Origin of the sequence: Clostridium aceticum (assembly GCF_001042715.1) — a bacterium.
In the GTDB taxonomy this organism is placed as follows: Bacteria; Bacillota; Clostridia; order Peptostreptococcales; family Natronincolaceae; genus Andreesenella; species Andreesenella acetica.
This window is the reverse complement of sequence record NZ_CP009687.1, coordinates 1,674,455-1,692,851: the sequence shown is the minus strand read 5'-3', so window position 1 is coordinate 1,692,851 and position 18,397 is coordinate 1,674,455. Positions and strand designations below refer to the sequence as shown.

General features: G+C 34.9%; 18 protein-coding genes. 2 read left to right on the top strand and 16 right to left on the bottom strand.

Annotated elements, in window-relative coordinates; genetic code table 11:
• Positions 1-310: 310 nt before the first annotated feature.
• From CACET_RS07910 to cysK, 11 genes are all read right to left on the bottom strand, one after another.
• Positions 311-1,537 (bottom strand): NAD(P)/FAD-dependent oxidoreductase, encoded by a 1,227-nt coding sequence (locus tag CACET_RS07910; RefSeq protein ID WP_044823810.1) that lies wholly within the window; start codon positions 1,535-1,537, stop codon positions 311-313.
• 1 nt (position 1,538) lies between these two features.
• Positions 1,539-1,985 (bottom strand): 4Fe-4S dicluster domain-containing protein, encoded by a 447-nt coding sequence (locus CACET_RS07905; RefSeq protein WP_044823809.1) that lies wholly within the window; start codon positions 1,983-1,985, stop codon positions 1,539-1,541.
• Between the two features lie 68 nt (positions 1,986-2,053).
• Entirely contained in the window at positions 2,054-3,931 is a 1,878-nt protein-coding gene (gene cooS / locus CACET_RS07900; RefSeq protein WP_044823808.1) for an anaerobic carbon-monoxide dehydrogenase catalytic subunit, read from the bottom strand.
• 386 nt (positions 3,932-4,317) lie between these two features.
• Entirely contained in the window at positions 4,318-4,743 is a 426-nt protein-coding gene (locus tag CACET_RS07895) for an RrF2 family transcriptional regulator (RefSeq protein WP_044823807.1), read from the bottom strand.
• 250 nt (positions 4,744-4,993) lie between these two features.
• Complete coding sequence (locus CACET_RS07890; protein ID WP_044823806.1) at positions 4,994-6,208, bottom strand: PucR family transcriptional regulator; 1,215 nt, start codon at positions 6,206-6,208, stop codon at positions 4,994-4,996.
• Between the two features lie 84 nt (positions 6,209-6,292).
• Positions 6,293-7,660 carry a 4-aminobutyrate--2-oxoglutarate transaminase gene (gene gabT / locus CACET_RS07885; RefSeq protein WP_479722659.1) on the bottom strand — a complete coding sequence of 456 codons (1,368 nt, stop codon included), beginning with the start codon at positions 7,658-7,660 and terminating at the stop codon, positions 6,293-6,295.
• 36 nt (positions 7,661-7,696) lie between these two features.
• Positions 7,697-9,106: an APC family permease gene (locus CACET_RS07880; RefSeq protein ID WP_044823805.1), complete on the bottom strand. Its 1,410-nt coding sequence runs from the start codon at positions 9,104-9,106 to the stop codon at positions 7,697-7,699.
• A 92-nt stretch (positions 9,107-9,198) separates the two neighbouring features.
• A complete protein-coding gene (locus CACET_RS07875) occupies positions 9,199-10,353 on the bottom strand; it encodes an iron-containing alcohol dehydrogenase (protein WP_044823804.1) in 1,155 nt (384 codons plus the stop codon).
• A 395-nt stretch (positions 10,354-10,748) separates the two neighbouring features.
• Positions 10,749-11,465 (bottom strand): YebC/PmpR family DNA-binding transcriptional regulator, encoded by a 717-nt coding sequence (locus tag CACET_RS07870; RefSeq protein ID WP_044823803.1) that lies wholly within the window; start codon positions 11,463-11,465, stop codon positions 10,749-10,751.
• An 85-nt stretch (positions 11,466-11,550) separates the two neighbouring features.
• Entirely contained in the window at positions 11,551-12,306 is a 756-nt protein-coding gene (gene nadE / locus CACET_RS07865; RefSeq protein ID WP_201774910.1) for an NAD(+) synthase, read from the bottom strand.
• 65 nt (positions 12,307-12,371) lie between these two features.
• On the bottom strand, positions 12,372-13,289 hold the full coding sequence (cysK, locus tag CACET_RS07860) for a cysteine synthase A (protein ID WP_082058121.1): 918 nt from the start codon (positions 13,287-13,289) through the stop codon (positions 12,372-12,374).
• Between the two features lie 246 nt (positions 13,290-13,535).
• On the opposite strand from cysK, the gene CACET_RS07855 reads away from it, so the two are divergent.
• The gene (locus CACET_RS07855) at positions 13,536-13,895 is read left to right on the top strand and encodes a sulfite exporter TauE/SafE family protein (RefSeq protein WP_044823801.1); all 360 of its coding nucleotides are present in this window, start codon (positions 13,536-13,538) and stop codon (positions 13,893-13,895) included.
• Positions 13,895-14,260 (top strand): sulfite exporter TauE/SafE family protein, encoded by a 366-nt coding sequence (locus CACET_RS07850; RefSeq protein ID WP_044823800.1) that lies wholly within the window; start codon positions 13,895-13,897, stop codon positions 14,258-14,260. The genes CACET_RS07855 and CACET_RS07850 overlap by 1 nt, the downstream gene beginning before the upstream one ends.
• Before the next feature lie 107 nt (positions 14,261-14,367).
• Here CACET_RS07850 and CACET_RS07845 read toward each other — a convergent pair whose 3' ends face one another.
• The 5 genes from CACET_RS07845 to CACET_RS07825 all read right to left on the bottom strand — a co-directional run bounded on the left by CACET_RS07845 (position 14,368) and on the right by CACET_RS07825 (position 18,359).
• Positions 14,368-14,763, bottom strand: a complete 396-nt coding sequence (locus CACET_RS07845; protein ID WP_044823799.1) for a CoA-binding protein — start codon at positions 14,761-14,763, stop codon at positions 14,368-14,370.
• A 59-nt stretch (positions 14,764-14,822) separates the two neighbouring features.
• Positions 14,823-15,470 (bottom strand): YigZ family protein, encoded by a 648-nt coding sequence (locus tag CACET_RS07840; RefSeq protein ID WP_044823798.1) that lies wholly within the window; start codon positions 15,468-15,470, stop codon positions 14,823-14,825.
• Between the two features lie 100 nt (positions 15,471-15,570).
• On the bottom strand, positions 15,571-16,020 hold the full coding sequence (locus CACET_RS07835) for an NUDIX hydrolase (RefSeq protein WP_044823797.1): 450 nt from the start codon (positions 16,018-16,020) through the stop codon (positions 15,571-15,573).
• 243 nt (positions 16,021-16,263) lie between these two features.
• On the bottom strand, positions 16,264-17,562 hold the full coding sequence (gene hflX, locus CACET_RS07830) for a GTPase HflX (protein WP_044823796.1): 1,299 nt from the start codon (positions 17,560-17,562) through the stop codon (positions 16,264-16,266).
• Between the two features lie 326 nt (positions 17,563-17,888).
• The gene (locus CACET_RS07825; protein WP_044823795.1) at positions 17,889-18,359 is read right to left on the bottom strand and encodes a DUF5071 domain-containing protein; all 471 of its coding nucleotides are present in this window, start codon (positions 18,357-18,359) and stop codon (positions 17,889-17,891) included.
• Between the last annotated feature and the right edge of the window lie 38 nt (positions 18,360-18,397).

Sequence of the window (18,397 nt, the reverse complement as noted above, 5' to 3'; positions counted from 1 at the left end):
CTCCATTTCCTTAATCTCCTTAAGTGAGTCTTTTAGATACATAATCCCAAATTTTTTATATCATAATCATAAGTACTAAAAAACTTTTTTCAGCATATCCCTTTCTTTATATCCCCCTGTTTAATTTATATATGGGATCATAAGCGTTAACTTAGTGCAATTATTTCCAAAATCCTCTCAAACTGTCTTCCTAAAGGTATCGAAGGATCTTGGAATAACGAGGAATTTCCCTCAGGATGACAAATTCTAGTTTAGGTTAACGCTGATGTATATAGTATATCACTATAGAAGTTTTAAAATCAAGGCTACTCTACACTACATATTGATATTCATTATTCTCTTTTATACTAAAAAAGTCTGAGTAATTTATTTCAAATATATCTTTATTGATACGAGATATATCTACCTTATTTTTGATAAGATAAGTTAATACTCCAGAATAGTCTATGTCCCCTTGGAGGATGGCACCATAAATAATGCCTTCTTTATAAACTATCTTTTTATAATTATCTTTATCTTTTTGAATAAACACCTCATAGCTTTCATCTGGTGCATTGGTATATCCTATAGATACTGTTGCTATTCCAAAGAAGTTCATAGCATTTCTTGCACCAAAGAAATCATCCATTTCTGCTATTTCCCCAAACATATTATGTGCTGCAACAATCCCCTGTTTTACAGCTAAAGGCCATATAGGATTTTTACCACATACATCACCAGCAGCATAGATATCTTTTATATTCGTTTCACATCTGCTATTAATAACAATTCCTCGATCTACCTTAATGGTATTTTCTTCAATGAAATTTGTATTTGCCTTTACACCAGCTGCAACAATAATCATATCACATGTAATCAGTGTTTCATCCTCCAGCTTTACAGCCTTTATCTTATTTTCTTGATCTAACACGACCTCCGCTACTTTTCCTCCAGTATAGATTCCTACCCCTCTAGATTTAAAAGCCTTCTCATATTTCGAAGAGGTATATTGATCAAGCTGCAGAGGCAGTATCTTATCAGCCATCTCGATTAAAGATATATTGACATCCTGCTCTAGCAAACCTACAACTGCATCTATACCAACTAATCCTCCCCCTAATACAACTACATCTTTTATCTTCTTCGCTTCCTCTTTTATTTGCAAAGCATCTTCTATATTTCTTAAGCCATAGACACCTTTCCCTTCTTTTAGGTTCTTTATAGGCGGAATAAGAGAAGAAGATCCTGTCGCTATAAGTAACTTGTCATAAGGCAGAGATTCCCCATTATCTAGTAAAACTGTCTTTTCCTCAATAATCAATTTTTTAGCCAAACGGCCTTTTTTCCACGCTATATTGCAGCTTAACCAAAAGTCTTTTTCTGAAAAATCTATTTCTTCTATGCTTCTCTTTTCTCCTATGATGTGATGCAACATACATCTAGAATACACATGATTATCTTTAGATACAATTGTTATTTCTCCTCTGGGATCTAGTTCTCTTATAGTTTTAGCTGCGTTTATACCTGCTGCACTTGCCCCTAATATCAGATATTTCATTTTACTGACCCCCCTCTATACTTAAGCATCCAGTTGGACAGTCTTCTACACATCTTGGGATTTGCCGCTCATTACACATATCGCATTTTTGAATAAGTATTTTTTCTACTTCATCTGCCTTCAAGACCCCGTAAGGACATGCCATAATGCACATAAAGCAGGAGGAACATTGTTCTTCATTGTAAGTAACTAATCCAGTATTTTTATTTTTACTCATGGCACCACTCATACAAGTATAAACACACTCTGGTTTTTCACAATGTCTGCATAGAATAGGTATAGGGCATTTATTGCTATCTAACTCTATATGATTTTTGCTCTCATTGGTTAGATCCTCCAAATCCAAATCATAGATACTTTTACTCTTTTTATTATGTTCAGCCATACAACCGATCACACAATTTAAGCAACTCATACATGATTCTTTATCTATTTTAATTCTTTGCATAGATACTCACTCCTTTTATTTTTTAGCTATAATATATTTATCTTGAAATTTGCAGCAAATATATAAAGCTATTTTTGAGCATCTAATCCTAGACCTTTTCTTCTTTCTAATATAATTTCTTCTAATTCATCCGCAGCTTTCACTACGTCATCTTCAACAATAATCTTTCCTCCTGTTATGTCTACAAGAGAACTTGTTAAAACCTCTTTTACTACTTTACTCCCAGTCATAAAAGGAGGAATAGCTAAGTGTACAGGTAAACCTAAAGCTAAACCAAAGGCACCGTCTGCTAAAGCCTGCTCTTCTAACCACTGAGGAGCGGATAGCACAAGTGGAAGCTGAGGGATATCTATTCCTAAGGCTTCTGCCAATTCGGTTGCCACTATTTCAAGTCTTCCTATAGCTAAGCATGGTCCAAAGTTCAGCACTGGTGGTATACCCAAAGATGTACAGACTTCTTTTAAACTATCTCCAGCTAAATCAGCGGCTTTAGGTGACATCAATCCAACATTTTCAAGGCCTCCGCTTGAACATCCAGCTGATAGAACAATGATATTCCTTTTAATAAGTTCTTTAGTTAGTTCAACGGTAAATACATCGTGTCCCATGGCTGTCAAGTTTGAACATCCTACTACACCAGCTACACCCTTGATCTTGCCTTCAGCGATTAAATCTATCAAAGGCTTCCATGTATTTCCAAGAAAAGCTTTAAGAGATTTCTCACTTACACCTGTTATCACATCATCATGCCCATGATCTTTTGGAATATCAATGATTATTTTATCCCTTCTATTGTTAAAACTATCTAAAGCCTTATTAATGATATGCTGAGATATATTTTTTTCATTATCCTTAGAGAAGGGCTTATATTCAGCATTTGCTTTTTTTCCCACGTCATCAAGACATACCATAGGTACCATCAAGGCATCTGCGATAGGTTCGATTCCCGGCAATGTGCAATTAAACTCTGACACAATTAGATCGATAGCTCCCGTTGTGATCAGTGCTTCACTTGTAAAGTTATTTCCAGCGTGCCCTGCAAATACCTCTTTATAATGCTCTCCCCTCAACTGTAAATCCTGACCCACACAGGTGCATCCTACTAACTTAAAACCTTTTGCCCCTACGCTTGCTGCCAGCGCCTTTACATCTTCATCAATCAATCTATCTTGGAGATGTGCTATTACAGAGTGTTGGTGTCCTGTTATCATGATATTGATGTAATTTTCATCAACAACTTTAAACCCTACAGGCGCTTTTCTAATCACTGGCTCCCCTAACATAACATCATTCAATAAATTGGTTAATGTTAATCCATAAAGTCCTGTAGATATCCCTAAGTTCAAACAATGCATCAACATATCTACTGGATCACTATTTAAATTAGTAGAAGACTTTACAATAGCATCAAAAACTTCTGATTTCGCACCGCCAGGTAATATCCCCAAATCTTTCCATTTTTCAAATCTTGGTTTGTAGGAAATTTTTTCCACTAATTCCATTTTTTCTTCTCTAGGTTTATATAAATCACGTAGAACTTTATCTGCAACCTTTACAGCTTTGTCACTCAAGTCTTTTGCATCAATTTCCAACAACTCAGCTAATTGGTTTAGTGTATCTACTCCTTTAATTTTTTCTTTCTTTTCTCCAGTAGCCTTTAAGTTTTTTGCTGTTGTTTCAATAACATGTAAGTAACATGCAGCTCCTGATGCAACTGCTCTTAAAAAGTTTCTTGCCACTATAGTGTCTGCCGTTGCTCCGCAAACCCCTTTTGGTGACTTAGGCGTAATTCTACAAGGACCATTTGAGCATAATCTACAACATACCCCCTGCTGCCCAAATCCACATTTTATTTTTTGATTCTCAACCCTGTTAAATGATGTTTCTATTTCCTTTGTTTGAATAAAGTTTTGTAATCGACTGTCTGCTGATTTGCATGTTTTCACGGTATATTCCCCCTTAATAATTTTTAGATTCTATTTATATTATTATAAACTATACCAAAATAGTACACTTTATAATAAAAAATATACTTACTCTAGGTACGTTGTAATAAATATATTGCATCAGCTATTTTACAGTGAACTATAAAAGTTATGCTGCAACTTATATATTTATTATATAAGATACGGTTTTAAGTATACTAATTTTGTATAGTTTCGCTGCCAACAACTTTTCTTTATATCAACTACCGAAATCCAAATATAGATTCTCTTTCATCAAAATTTCACTAATTTGTAATCTTTATCTATATAAATAGGCAGTCTACCCTACCGCAACACTTGATAAACATAAATCCTGTCGTATTAGACTATACCCTAAAGTATAGCTATTAATCATCTATCGTCTCATTATTTTCCATTATTGACTTGAAATTAACCTTTTGAAGTACATCTATTACTGTATCCCTTATCTTAGCCAATTCTTTATGTACATCACAGGTATTTGTTCTATGAAGATTACAATACGCTTCATCATATAAACATCGGTTGATATGGATTGGTCCATCAATGGCTTCAATTACATCTTTAAAGGAAATATTCTCAGGTGCTCTATTAAGAGAATAGCCGCCATTCACTCCTCTAAATGATTTAGTTAAACCTGCCTTTGTTAATTTCCTAAGTATTTTTAAGGCAAATCTTGTAGGTATATTTTCACTTTCTGATATCTTCTGGGCATCTACTCTTGTATCACTATCTACCTTTGAAAGGAACAGGATCATTCTAAAGGCATAGTCTGCTTCTTGCGTAATCTTCATGATGTCACTCCCTCACTTGGGAATTTATACCTTTTTGGTATATTTTTATATTATTACATTGTTTTTTATTTGTCAATACCTTTTTTTGTTTTTTGCCTAATTTCATATTTTTTGTGTATATTTTATAAATTTCTGCTATAGCTAGTGATAATTTACACATGGTAAAACCTATACTTTTGTCAACAAAAGTATAGATAAATATAGCTTATACAAACAAAAGAACAAATGCTTCTTTTATGCATTTATTCTTTTATATGTTTAAAAAGTCATGAATATAATAGGCCAACTGAAAATGAAAACAGTCTTCCTGATTATTTAAGCTGTAGCCCGTTAGTTGTTCTATTTTCTCTAAACGATATTTTAGTGTGTTCCTATGAATAAAAAGCTGTTTGGCTGTAGTATGCATACTTCTTCCATTATTTAAAAATTTTTCCAGGGTATCAACTAAATGAGTTTCGTTGACTTTATCATATTCGTATAGAGGAAAAAGCATATTTTTATGAATTTTTCTTAATACATCTAAGTTTTTTACTTCCCATAACAAAGAAAAAATCCCCATCTCTTCATAAAATACAATTTGATTCTTCAAATTTTTTTGATTTGATATCTTTAGTGCTTGCCTTGCTTCTTCCATACTCTTCTTATACTGAGAAAATTGGCTATACTTCGTGCCTATACCAACACTAGTAGTTAATCCAATTTTTTGTTGAATCTTTTCCTGTAGCAAAGATAGTGTTTCTCTTAATATTTGTTTGTTAAAGATCTCTCCATTCACCAAGATAAACATAGCATCGTTAAGAAATAGAAAAAAACCTTTATAAGTATCCGTAGAATATTGTTCCATTATTTGGCGAATTTGTTTTTTCAGAGACAGAATAGTGCTTTCTTTTATTTGGTTATCTTTTATAAAGCTGGAAAGATTATCTGGTTTTATTACCACCACTCTGTGACTTTGATCAAAATTAAACCCAATGCGTGCCGCTTGTTCTTCCAGGCTCTTTGAACTTTCCCCTTCAAAAAAAAGAATCTGTTGTAAAAACTGTTCTACATCATTATATTGTTTTTCTCGATGAACAAGGTGCGTACAAATATCCTGTGTCACTTCTACTAAAGGTACTTCCCATGGCAATGCAAACAAAGGAATGTTCAATTTATTCGCTCTTTCTATTACAGAAATAGGTATTTCTCCAATATAGGGTCCTATAAATACAATGAGCCCTGCTAAGTTTTTTTCATAAATCTTTTCTATTAATTCAAGAAAGATCGTTTCTTCATTTCTGATCCCTATTCCTGTGATAATCACCAGTTCTCCACCATATAACCATTGTGTAAGTTCTGTAACATCTTCTATAACTTCAGCTGCATAGACCCATCGAATATTTCTGTGTAATCCTTCTTTCCCTGCTATTAACTTTAAAGACTTTAAAGAAGGTAGCGCAAATAGCTCCTGGCAACAAATCGACATTTTTATCCCTTCTTCCATCAAGAAAATATTTTCTTTCTATTGTAAAATCCCTTGCTTTATAAGGCAAGGGGTTTTACAGGTTTTTTATAAACTTTTTTTAATAGCTTTTTCTAGCACATCCATGCCATCTTCTACTTGTTCTTCTGTCATCACCAAAGGAGGTAGAAATCTTAAGACATTACTATAAATCCCTGCGCTAATAAAGATCACGCCTTTTTGCAATGCATAATCAGTAATTTTTTTTACAATTTCTGGATAAGGCTCTTTTGTTTCTCTGCTTTTCACAAACTCTATTGCATACATAGCTCCAACACCTCGAACATCTCCAATAACTTCAAAATCTTTTTTCATACTTTGTAGTCTTTTCTCTAGTTGTTTTCCTATCCTTTGTGCTTTTGCAAGCATGTTCTCTGTTTCGATCACCTTTAAAACCTCTAACGCTGCTTGGCAACCTAATGGACTCCCTCCATAAGTTCCCCCTATTTCGCCGGCTCCTGGTGCATCCATGATTTCATCTTTTCCTACAACTGCACTAATGGGAATCCCTGCACCCAGACTTTTAGACAGAGTCATTAAATCAGGGTCCAATCCACATCCTTCACTGGCAAACAAAGTACCGGTTCTAGCAAATCCAGATTGTATCTCATCTACAATAAAAACAATATTATTTTCTTTGCAAATCTTTTCTAATCCTTTTAAAAATGCCGGTGGTTGTAAGATAAACCCGCCTTCCCCCTGTATAGGCTCAACGATTAAAGCAGCAATATTATCAGGGGATAATTCTCCTTTTAGTAGATTCTTCACTCTTTCTAAACAACCCATCTTACAGTTTTCTCTGCCTCCATAGGGGCATCGATAGCAATAAGCCGATGGAATTTTATAGGTTTCTGGAACATAGGGACCAAAACCATTTTTATAGGGATTTACTTTGCTGGTTAAGGTCATAGCCATATAGGTTCTACCATGAAATGCACACTCTAGAGAGATCACTCCTGTTTTTCCGGTATATTTTCTCGCTATTTTAATGGCATTTTCTACAGCTTCAGCACCACTGTTAGCTAGCATAGCTTTTTTTTCACCTGTTCCTGGCGCTTTTTTTGCTAGTTTTTCCGCTAATTTTATATACCCTTCATACATTGTCACATGAAAGCAGGGATGTAGTAGGTTTTCTGTTTGCTCTTGAATAGCCTCGATCACTGCCCCATGCCCATGACCTATATTCTGCATACCAATACCAGCAGCAAAGTCAAGAAATACATTGCCGTCTAAATCTTCTATTAAGGCGCCTTTTGCTGTTTTTGCTACTACGGGAGTAATATTTCCAACTCCTTTTGGCACATATTGTTGTCGCTTTTGAATCCATTCTAAAGATTTATTTCCTGGAATCGTCTTTGTTATTACTTTTCTAGCTGGAATTTCTCCTATGATTATTTTCTCTGTCATGCACTTCATTTTATTTTCCTCCATTTCCTATGTAGATGTAAATTATTATATGCCTTCTTCTACTTCTATTGAGGATTCCTTGAGATAACTTTCTGTATAGGATAGCTTCGCCCAAAGATAGAAAACACCACCTAATACGCTCCACCCAAGAACAATCATCCATTCATATGGCCAAATTAACGCTGCTGGTGCTCCAGGTAAATATAAGACCATCATCCCAAAACTTAATAACACCGCTATAAATCCTACTGCCTTCCCTCTTTTCACTTTGTAGGGTCTTACCATATCAGGTTCTTTATAGCGTAATACTAAGAAGGATAAAGCCACCATAAAGTAAGCTACCACAATTGTTAAGCCACCAGCATCCACCAACCAAACCAACATGCGTCTTCCCAGTAAAGGTGCGAAGGAAGAGAGTATACCAATTAATAAAATAGCATTGGTAGGTGTCTTATATTTTGGATGCAATTCTCCTAGAAAAGCTGGTAATTGTTTGGAATGAGCCAATGCATAAATCGCTCTACTTCCTCCTACAAAGAAGGAATTCCAGCTGGTGATTATGCCTCCAATACCTGCAATAATCATTACTTTTGAGGCTAAAGAACTATTAAAGAAAACCGCCTGCATACCATCCGCTGCTGGTATGCTAGAAGCTTCTAATGCTTGCTTTGACAAAGATAATGAGACCCCTAAAATAATCATCACATACCACCCAATAGCCATCGCTACCGATAAAACTAGTACTTTTCCGATTTTTTCAAAAGGCATATCAATTTCTTCTGCTGCTTGAGGGATCACATCAAATCCTACAAACATAAAAGGTGTCATAATAGCAACCGCTAAAATTCCCTTTGTCCCGTCAATAAAAAGAGGCTGAATATATTCAGTACTTCCATTCGCTACAGATCCTCCGAAAAAAGTCAAACCTACAACCGCCACCATGATGGTAACTGCTCCTTGCATTACTGCCACTGGCTTTACCCCATAATAGTTCAAAATCGTGATTGCAACAGAACTAATCACCCCCACCAATACCCAGGTTAGATACACATCATATCCCGCCACTGTATACATTTTTACTTGGAGATAATTAGGAAATAAGTACTCAACAACAGTAGGAAAAGCAACTGCCTCAAAGGCAACTACAGAAACATAGCCTAAAATAATGGCCCAAGTACAGAAGAAGGAAGCATTTCTTCCTAATGCACGTTGACTAAAAACATGTTCTCCTCCACACTTTGGCATAGCAGCTGTTAGTTCTGCATAAGTAAGACCAACAAATAAAACCATCACACCACCCAGTAAGAATGCAATCATAGCCCCCAAGGTTCCTGCCTTATGAATCCACTCTCCTGCCAATACAACCCAACCCCATCCAATCATAGCCCCAAAGGATAAAGCCATCACATCTTTTTGCGACAATACTCTACTAAAATTCTCTGCTTGCTTTTTCATAACACTTCCTCCTTATGTAATAATATTTTTGAAGTAGTAATGAACAATCCTATCATTCTTTGTTTTTAAAAATCCTTAGCTTTGTTGGAAATTTATAAGCATGCTGTATATAACGCTCGTAGGTCTTCTTCTTTACAGGGAGCAGGATGATTGGAGATTGCATAAGTCATTGTTCTCATTGCATTTTCCACCAACCAATCTATATGATCTTCCTTTACACCTAATTGACCTAATGTTACCTGCAAATCTAATGCCTGCAATAATTTTTCAAAAGTTTTTACACACTGGCATGCTACCTGATCCTTCGTTATTCCATCTTCCTTAATACCAATCGCTTTAGCCATCCTTAAGAATTTTTCTTGGCAATATTTGTAAGAAAATTCTAATATTTCTGGAAATAACGCTGCCAATCCTTCCCCATGCGTAACATTTAACAGACCACTAACAGGGTGTTCCATCCCATGGGGTAACACTACACCTGCCTGATCAATGGCAATCCCACCTATAGTATTAGCATAAGCCACCTTTTCCCAGCTTTCGATATCTGTTGGATTTTTATAAACCTTTGGTAAAAACGTAAACAGCAGTCCTATTGCTTCCAAAGCCATTTCTTCTATATCTGGTCTGCTATGGTTTGCTAAAAATGCTTCAACCGAATGGGACAAGGCATCAAATCCTGTGGCTGCAATCATGGAAGCGGGTAATGTCATCATTAGTTCTGGATCAACAATAGATACCTTTGGATAAATATATGGGCTTTTTAAGGACTTTTTATCTTTGGTCTCAGGATTTGTCAAAACAGCTAAACTGTCTCCTTCACTTCCTGTACCAGCTGTTGTAGTTACAGCGATAATAGGAAGTGCTCCCTTACCTTCCTTACCAAAAATATAGTCAGAAATATCTCCCTCATTGACGGCAGAAAAAGCAATACATTTTGCGGCATCCATAGGACTACCTCCACCTAAACCAATCACTACATCACATTCCTGTTCTTTTAGCAAAGTCACTGCCCTTTTTACTGTGGTAGTGAGGGGATTGGACTCTACTTCGTTGAACACAGTAACATTAATTTTTTCATTTTGCAGATAGCCAATCACCGCATCTAATATACCTGTTTTCTTCGTACTACTGCGGCCTGTAACAATCAATGCACGTTTTCCATAAGCCTTCGTCAATCCACCAATATTCTTCAAGCTTCCTTTTCCAAAAACAAATTTTATTGGAACTTGATTAATTTTTTCTAACATAAGAACTTCCCCCTTTCCTTTTTAAACACAAAAACGCCGCAGACATTTTCATGTCAGCGACGTCCTTGCCACTAAAATATAAAATCTTTAGATAAATCATAATTGTAAAAACATTTCGTTTTTTAGAATTATTTATTAAACTATATCATAGTGCTACTTTCACGTCTATGCACCATTTTTCCAAAAGTGTTTGTGCATTTTGTCACTAGATATATAAAATTCAGTAAAAAAACCAAACAATATATATCCTAGCATTACAAAGGGTGTTTCTTAGGGAAATCCATATACATTGGATCGCTTCAGCAGGATTGATTTTCACAGTTTATAAAAAATCTATATGTATGTCGTAATTCAATAGATTTTACAACCCGTATAAACGTTGTATTTCCACCTTCCTAAGCTTCTTTCCAATTATGATGCACTGCTTGTACATCGTCATTGTCCTCAAGCATATCAATCATTTTTTCCATCTTTTTCGCATCTGCTTCCTGTAATTCTGCTTGGGTTTGAGGGATGTAGACGACATCAGCCTCAATAAAGTTGTAGCCTTCTTCCAATAGTTTATCTTTTACGGCTGGAAAGTCTTCAGGCAATGTAATCACTTCATAGGCTTCCTCTTCTGCAATAAAATCCTCTGCACCAGCATCTAAAGCCGCCATCATTAGGGTTTCTTCATCGATAGCATCATTTTTTTCAATAACAATTTGTCCTTTTCTATCAAACATGAAAGAAACGCAGCCTGTTGTACCTAGGTTTCCTCCGTTTTTGTCAAAGGCATGTCTTACTTCGCCAGCAGTTCTATTTCTATTATCTGTTAAAGCTTCTACAACGACAGCTACTCCACTTGGTCCATAGCCTTCATAAATAATATTTTCATATCTATCTCCACCAGCATCCCCTGCAGCCTTCTTAATAGCTCTATCGATGTTATCATTTGGCATATTTCCTGCTTTAGCTTTATCTATAGCAGTCTTTAAGCTAGCATTATATTCAGGGTCAGTTCCTCCTTCCCTTGCTGCTACAGTTATTAGCCTAGCTAACTTTGTGTAGATTTTCGCCCGCTTAGAATCTTGTTTTGCCTTTCTATCTTTGATATTACCAATTCGACCCATAACATAATCTCTCCTTATCTATATGAACTTGTTTTATGAGTTTTTATTCAGATAAATTTTATCATAAGTATTGCCTCTAATCAATTTATATATTGATTTCTGGCGAGGGAGGCATCTGTCTTTTGTGTTGAGAAGATTTGTGTAGTCGATCAATTACTTCCCTATCTTTTTCATCAATAGGCTGTCCATCTAGGTATTGATCAATACTCTTATAAGTTACGCCCATTTCTATTTCATCTGTTTGCCCTTCCCACAACCCTGCTGAAGGAGCTCTATCTAAAATTACCTGAGGCACACCTAGAACTTGTGCCCATTGATATACCTCATATTTCTTTAAAGAAGCTATAGGTAGTAGGTCTACCCCACCATCTCCATATTTAGTAAAATAGCCGGTATGTACCTCTGCCGCATTATCTGTCCCAGCAACTAAATAATTGAGGTTGTTCGCTATAGAATAAAGAGTGCTCATTCTAAGTCTTGCCCTTAGATTGGCATCCATCATTCTTAGATTATTTTCATTGTATTCTCCTGTTGCTTTCAGCTCATCTACTACTTTTCCCATGATTTCTTCATGCTGTTGACTTAAGTCAATCGTTAAATGAGAGATACCACAGGTATTTGCTACTAGGTTTCCATCCTCTACATCCTTTAAACTACTTTTAACGGGCAAGATCACCCCCATAGAGTTATCAGGACAGGCTTTTTTTATTAGATTAGCTACCACCGCAGAATCGATTCCTCCTGATATTCCCACTACTAATCCTTTTGTTCCAGAGGATTTGACTTGTTTTCTAAACCAGTCTACAACAACATCAATTTTTTTTTCTATTTCCTTACTCATAATTACTAGACTCTCCCCTCTCCTCACTTTGCTCATTGAAAATCCCTACAATGAAAACTATTTTGTTACTGAAACAATTCAGTACTTAAATACCTTTCACCGCAGGAGGGTGCTATTGCAACTACTTTTTTACCAGCCCCCAGTTGTTTTGCTACTTGTAGTGCAGCATAAATAGCGGCACCTGAAGATATACCCACTAGAATTCCTTCTATACCAGCGGTTTTTCTGGCGGTTTCCATAGCAATGGCATCCTCCACTGAAATAATTTCATCAATAACCTTTTCGTTTAAAATAGCCGGTATAAATCCAGCCCCTATGCCTTGAATCTTATGAGGTCCAGCTTCTCCTCCTGAAAGAACTGATGACTTAGATGGTTCTACAGCTACAATTTTAATCTTTTTATTTTTTTGCTTTAATATTTCTCCTACTCCTGTTAAAGTGCCTCCTGTGCCGACACCTGCTACAAATCCGTCTATTTGACCCTCCATTTGTTCCCATATTTCTTCTGCTGTTGATTTTCTATGGGCCTCCACGTTTGCAGGATTTTCAAATTGCTGTGGCATAAAGTAATTAGCGTTTGATGTGACAAGTTCCTGAGCTTGATCAATAGCCCCCTTCATACCCTTTTCCCCCGGTGTTAGCAGGATTTCAGCACCATAAGCCTTCAATAATTTTCTTCGCTCTATGCTCATTGTTTCCGGCATAACTAGAATGATTGAATATCCTTTGGCAGCAGCAATCATAGCTAGTCCTATTCCTGTGTTACCGCTAGTAGGTTCTACAATAGTATAGCCTTCCTTTAATTGTCCTTTTTTTTCTGCATCTTCAATCATACTTAAGGCAATTCTATCTTTTATACTACTTCCAGGATTAAAAAATTCTAGCTTTAAGTAAATATCCGCCATATCCTTCTCTACTATACGATTTAGTTTTACTACTGGTGTACTCCCAATAAGTTCATAAATATAATTAGCTTTTTTCATAACGTACTCTCCCCTTTTACCAAGCATTTTTCTAAATTTAGTCGTCTTATCCACTTAGTTTTCAATAAATGCATTTGCTTAAACTCTCTAAAAAATATTATATTCTTATTATGCATTCATGTAAACAAACTATAGTGAATAGTTTCATATTATATGGTTAAATTAATTTTATCTAACTATAGGGTTAAACTAATTTCAGCTAGAGTTATTTTGAAATTGTTACCTTCTGTTGAGGTGATAAACATAATGAAATCTATTTACTGGGTTAAAGTGTTGGTCATAGGATTTATGGCGGGCATAATTAACGGACTGTTTGGAGCAGGAGGAGGCACAATTATTGTTCCTGCTTTAAATTTTGTTTTTGATGTTCCACAACACAAAGCTCATGCTACTGCTATATCTATTATTCTCCCTTTTGCTTTGGTTAGTAGTTTTGTTTATTATAAAGAAGGATTCACTGCATTGGATGTGACTTGGAAGGTAGCTTTAGGGGGAATTATAGGAAGCTATATCGGTTCTAAAGCCCTCACTCGCTTTTCCGATAGCTACCTAAGAAAGATCTTTGGCGTCTTTATGATATTAGCTGCTCTGAGGATGGTGTTTTAATGGCAATATTTATTCTTGGTTTATTTGCAGGAATTATTGGGGGCATGGGTATTGGTGGTGGTACCATATTAATTCCTGGATTAATTTTTTTAACCGACTTTAAACAACAAACAATCCAAAGCATTAATTTAATCTCCTTTATTCCAGTAGCTATTGTCGCTCTAATTATTCACATAAAAAATAAAAATATTTTATTTAGACTCAGTTTACCTATTATAATTTTTGGTTTAATAGGGGCTTGGATAGGGTCTAAAATCGCTTTAACCATCCCGTCTTCTAGCTTAAGAAGATTATTTGGTATTTTTCTTCTGATTATGGGAATTTACGAAATTTTATGTAAAGATAAAGTTAAGGAAAAAAAATGATTTTATGAGTTCATCACTATCAGAAATATTTTCTATAGCCTGTTACATATGGGAAAACCAGCAGTACAGTTTCCCTATGCAACAGGCTATAATACAAAACATTTATCTTATTGATCTAATGCAACCAGCACACAATCATAATAAACAATTTTCAAGTTATACTCCTCAGCTTTGCTGATGGTTTCCTCATCAAAGGTGCCGGGCTGAAACCAAACATAAGGTATTTCCAATGCTTTAATTTCATCTAATACTGTCTTACTGATGTTGGGACGCACCACCATATCAACACACTCTGGCTTTTCTGGTAGGTCTTTAAGGGAAGAATATATCTTATCTCCTGCTATTTCCTCACAGTTGGGATTAATTCCATAAACAGTATAACCATAATCCTTAAGTTTTTTATAAATTTTATATCCAAACTTTTTGGTATCTGGAGTAGCTCCAACTACAGCCCAAACTTTTTTTTCTAACATTTCTTTTTTATTGTTTTCAATATTTTCCATTATTTTTCCTCCTAAAGATCTAAATTTTCCTTTTTCACTTAGATGCTTTATTATTTTTATCAAAAAATAATCTGGTTATCCAGTTCAGTTAAATATTCATCTTCTTTCTCTATGATTTCACATCGAGCATTTGTCCATTCTACCATCTGCTTTTTAAATAAATCTACTTGATCTAGAGTAATATAAACAAAAAAGTGCACTGCATCATCATATTCAACATTTTTTAGTAAGTAACCCTTCTGTATGATTTCATTTTGTATTTTCCCCAACAAAGTATAGTCTACTTTTATATGTATCTTTTTATAAGCTCTCTTAATAATTATTTTTCCATCATCTAAGGCTATCTTAGCACCCTTTGTGTAAGCCCTCACTAATCCTCCAGCACCTAACTTTATCCCTCCAAAGTATCTAGTTACTAAGACTACTACATTTCTTAAATTTTCTTTCTTTATTACCTCTAATACTGGAATACCTGCGGTTCCAGAAGGCTCCCCATCATCACTATACCTCTGTATTTCGTTATTTTCTCCTACAACATAGGCAGGCACGTTGTGGGTAGCATCTTTGTGCTTTCTTTTAATTTCCTCAATAAACTGAATGGCTTCTTCCTCTGAGGTGATAGGTTTTGCATATCCTATAAACTTAGATTTTTCAATAACAACTTCCTTTGCTCCTGCTTCATAGATGGTTCGATATTCCTTCAACATAACATCTCATTCCTTTTGCTATTATTTCAATTGATGATTATATCATATTTTTTCATAAAAAGAAGCAGCCTTTGCTGCTTCTTTTTATGGTGTATGAAGATTATACCGCTAATTTTTCCTTGTTTTCTTTCTTTTCCTTCATAATTTCTTTATACTTTTTATAAGATAAACTAACTAAAGATTGATCTTGACTATAAGTAATCATATCCAGTGCCTCATCTATTGGATAGAATCCTCCCCCTTTAAAACCTAGTTTAGCATCAATTTCAAAGTTTTTGTTTGTAGCTTTCATTATATACCAAGTGATTTGGTTGCATACCGGCTGTTTTCTTGAAATAGAAAAAAATTCGTAACATGTGTCTCCCGCTGTTAATAGAATTTCAGCACTAATGCCTGTTTCTATCTTAACACGACTTAAGGCCGCATCAATGGAAGTATCATCATTACGAATTTTTCCTTTTGGTAACACCCATTCACTTTTTTCATTTTTTAGGAGAAACACTTGATTTGCATAGAATACTACCCCGCCTGCGCAATTTCTAAAAATCATGGTTAAAACCTCCTTAAATTTTTTAGTTGTTATTAATTACTATCATACACCAATTTAAACAAATTTACAAGATTTTTTCAGAATATTTACTCAAGTTTTCTTGTAATTTTTTCTTATTACTTATTATATAGTATACTTAATATTTTTCAAATAATTCAAAAAAATAATTTTTTTGTTATTTTTTCTTATTTATAATTTTGTTTAAAATAATAAATATATCTCCCATTTTAAAGGGAGATATATTTATACCAGGTGGAATTTTTTATAACGTTCATAGTAATCCTCTTCTATCTTTACTTTTAAAACAATCCCTTCCTCTTGATAATCCGTGGACAACACTTCAGCTTCCTTATGTAGCTGAGATACAATGCTTCCTTCACTATAGGGAACTAGTAAATTGATTTCTAGTATCTTTTTACCGATTATGCTATCAATCATTTCTGTCAGTTGATCCAAATTTTTTCCTGTCAAAGCAGAGATAGAAATAACATTTTCGCTTTTAGATGTTGCTGGCATATCCTCTAGCAAGTCGCACTTATTAAAAACATCTATAATTTTCTTGTTATCTACCCCTAACTCCTTTAATACCTTTGAGGTTGTTAGTTTTTGCAGTTCATAATTTTCATTAGATGCATCAATAATATGAAGCAATAAATCTGCATATTTTACTTCTTCTAGCGTAGACTTAAAAGCGTCTACTAAATCATGTGGCAGCTTACTGACAAAACCAACCGTATCAGTTAGAAGAAATTCCGTTTTGTTAGGCAAAGATATTTTTCTTAAGGAAGTATCTAATGTAGCAAATAGCTGATTTTTGGCATATACTTCTCTTTTTTCATCATAACCTTCGCTTTGTCTTAAAAAAGTATTCATTAAAGAAGACTTACCAGCATTTGTATAGCCTACTAGTGCAACAATAGGAAGATCTGATTTTAGTCGCTGTGCTCGCTGGGTTTCTCTAACCTTTTTAACCTCCTTCAACTGTCCCCTGATATCATCGATTCTTCTGAGGATATGTCTTCTATCAGTTTCTAGTTTCATTTCCCCAGGCCCTTTTGTACCTATGCCGCCCCCTTGCCTAGATAGTTGCTTACCTAAGCCGGTTAATCTAGGAAGGCGATATTTCAGCTGCGCTAATTCTACCTGTAGCTTCCCTTCTTTTGTCTGGGCTCTTTGGGCAAATATATCCAATATTAAGTTTGTCCTATCAATAACATCTACACCAACAACTTCTTCTAGATTTCTTATTTGTGACCCTGACAATTCATCATTAAAGATGACTACGTCTATCTCATGATGTTGGCACAGCTCTGCAATTTCTTGAACTTTCCCTTTACCTATGTAGTAGGCTACATGAATAGCAGGTCTATTCTGTACTACTACAGCAATCACCTCTGCTCCAGCAGCCTTTGCTAACTCTTCTAATTCCTTCATAGATTCGTCTAAAGATTCATCTTGTGGCTTATTCGAAACCTGTAATCCTACTAACAGACTTCTAATTTTTTGAGCTTCCTCTAAAGTTTCTAAGTTTTCTTTTTCCATTATTTTTTCACTCCTATTAACTTGCGCTTATTCCTTATAATAATCATAGCAGAATTTTTGCTAAAAACCTATTATTAATAATAAGCCTTATTCACGATTTGAATTTTTATGTATATACCTTCAAAAATGTACTATATCATCTCTTATGAACTTTAGAATTGCAGAAGTAACCAACATCGTTATTCTTCACAGATCAACCCCTCTTACTATTTTTCCCAATTATATATTTTTTATCTATCACATCTTTAAGAGATAAAATAAGCTACGAACTATCGTTTGATATTGCAGGGGTGACCCTACCTAATCCCCTGACAGAGGTTTTCTTTCTAGGAAAAGGTATCGTTTTGTGACAACTCAACCAACTGATTGAAGAGGTTACTTTCTTTTAACTTTGAGTTAGATATATTCAACTCCTTTAATAAGTATAGGATACCAAAAGCCCAAAAGCTGTCATTATCTCTTAATGCTTTCTCCATAGCATGTTTTATATGTGGAACTAAAGTCTCTATATCTATATCTTTAAGAAGTTCTACGACTACTGGAACACCTGGCCAATTAACATCTTGAAACCAATTCATCAGATAAGGAAGTGCTAATCTATTCCTTGGATAGCCTATTTCTTTTAATACTATCGAGGCGTTATGCCAGCAAGATTTGTTGCATAAATCATTTGATTGATTAGCTAATAATACTGCTTCTTCTTCATTAACTTTAAGTAATTCCTGTATTGCCTTATCGGTTATATCCTTTGGATTATTCCAATTCAGATCTCTTATGAATTTTTCTATATCCTCCATATAACCATCCTTTTACTCATGATATATTACTAGTGCCG

What these genes read in the sequence shown, in the direction of transcription:
- CACET_RS07910 (WP_044823810.1), bottom strand. Translation starts at nt 1,537, where the DNA reads ATGAAATATCTGATATTAGGGGCAAGTGCAGCAGGTATAAACGCAGCT.
- CACET_RS07905 (WP_044823809.1), bottom strand. Translation starts at nt 1,985, where the DNA reads ATGCAAAGAATTAAAATAGATAAAGAATCATGTATGAGTTGCTTAAAT.
- CACET_RS07895 (WP_044823807.1), bottom strand. Translation starts at nt 4,743, where the DNA reads ATGAAGATTACGCAAGAAGCAGACTATGCCTTTAGAATGATCCTGTTC.
- CACET_RS07890 (WP_044823806.1), bottom strand. Translation starts at nt 6,208, where the DNA reads ATGTCGATTTGTTGCCAGGAGCTATTTGCGCTACCTTCTTTAAAGTCT.
- gabT (WP_479722659.1), bottom strand. Translation starts at nt 7,660, where the DNA reads ATGAAGTGCATGACAGAGAAAATAATCATAGGAGAAATTCCAGCTAGA.
- CACET_RS07880 (WP_044823805.1), bottom strand. Translation starts at nt 9,106, where the DNA reads ATGAAAAAGCAAGCAGAGAATTTTAGTAGAGTATTGTCGCAAAAAGAT.
- CACET_RS07875 (WP_044823804.1), bottom strand. Translation starts at nt 10,353, where the DNA reads ATGTTAGAAAAAATTAATCAAGTTCCAATAAAATTTGTTTTTGGAAAA.
- CACET_RS07870 (WP_044823803.1), bottom strand. Translation starts at nt 11,465, where the DNA reads ATGGGTCGAATTGGTAATATCAAAGATAGAAAGGCAAAACAAGATTCT.
- nadE (WP_201774910.1), bottom strand. Translation starts at nt 12,306, where the DNA reads ATGAGTAAGGAAATAGAAAAAAAAATTGATGTTGTTGTAGACTGGTTT.
- cysK (WP_082058121.1), bottom strand. Translation starts at nt 13,289, where the DNA reads ATGAAAAAAGCTAATTATATTTATGAACTTATTGGGAGTACACCAGTA.
- CACET_RS07855 (WP_044823801.1), top strand. Translation starts at nt 13,536, where the DNA reads ATGAAATCTATTTACTGGGTTAAAGTGTTGGTCATAGGATTTATGGCG.
- CACET_RS07850 (WP_044823800.1), top strand. Translation starts at nt 13,895, where the DNA reads ATGGCAATATTTATTCTTGGTTTATTTGCAGGAATTATTGGGGGCATG.
- CACET_RS07845 (WP_044823799.1), bottom strand. Translation starts at nt 14,763, where the DNA reads ATGGAAAATATTGAAAACAATAAAAAAGAAATGTTAGAAAAAAAAGTT.
- CACET_RS07840 (WP_044823798.1), bottom strand. Translation starts at nt 15,470, where the DNA reads ATGTTGAAGGAATATCGAACCATCTATGAAGCAGGAGCAAAGGAAGTT.
- CACET_RS07835 (WP_044823797.1), bottom strand. Translation starts at nt 16,020, where the DNA reads ATGATTTTTAGAAATTGCGCAGGCGGGGTAGTATTCTATGCAAATCAA.
- hflX (WP_044823796.1), bottom strand. Translation starts at nt 17,562, where the DNA reads ATGGAAAAAGAAAACTTAGAAACTTTAGAGGAAGCTCAAAAAATTAGA.
- CACET_RS07825 (WP_044823795.1), bottom strand. Translation starts at nt 18,359, where the DNA reads ATGGAGGATATAGAAAAATTCATAAGAGATCTGAATTGGAATAATCCA.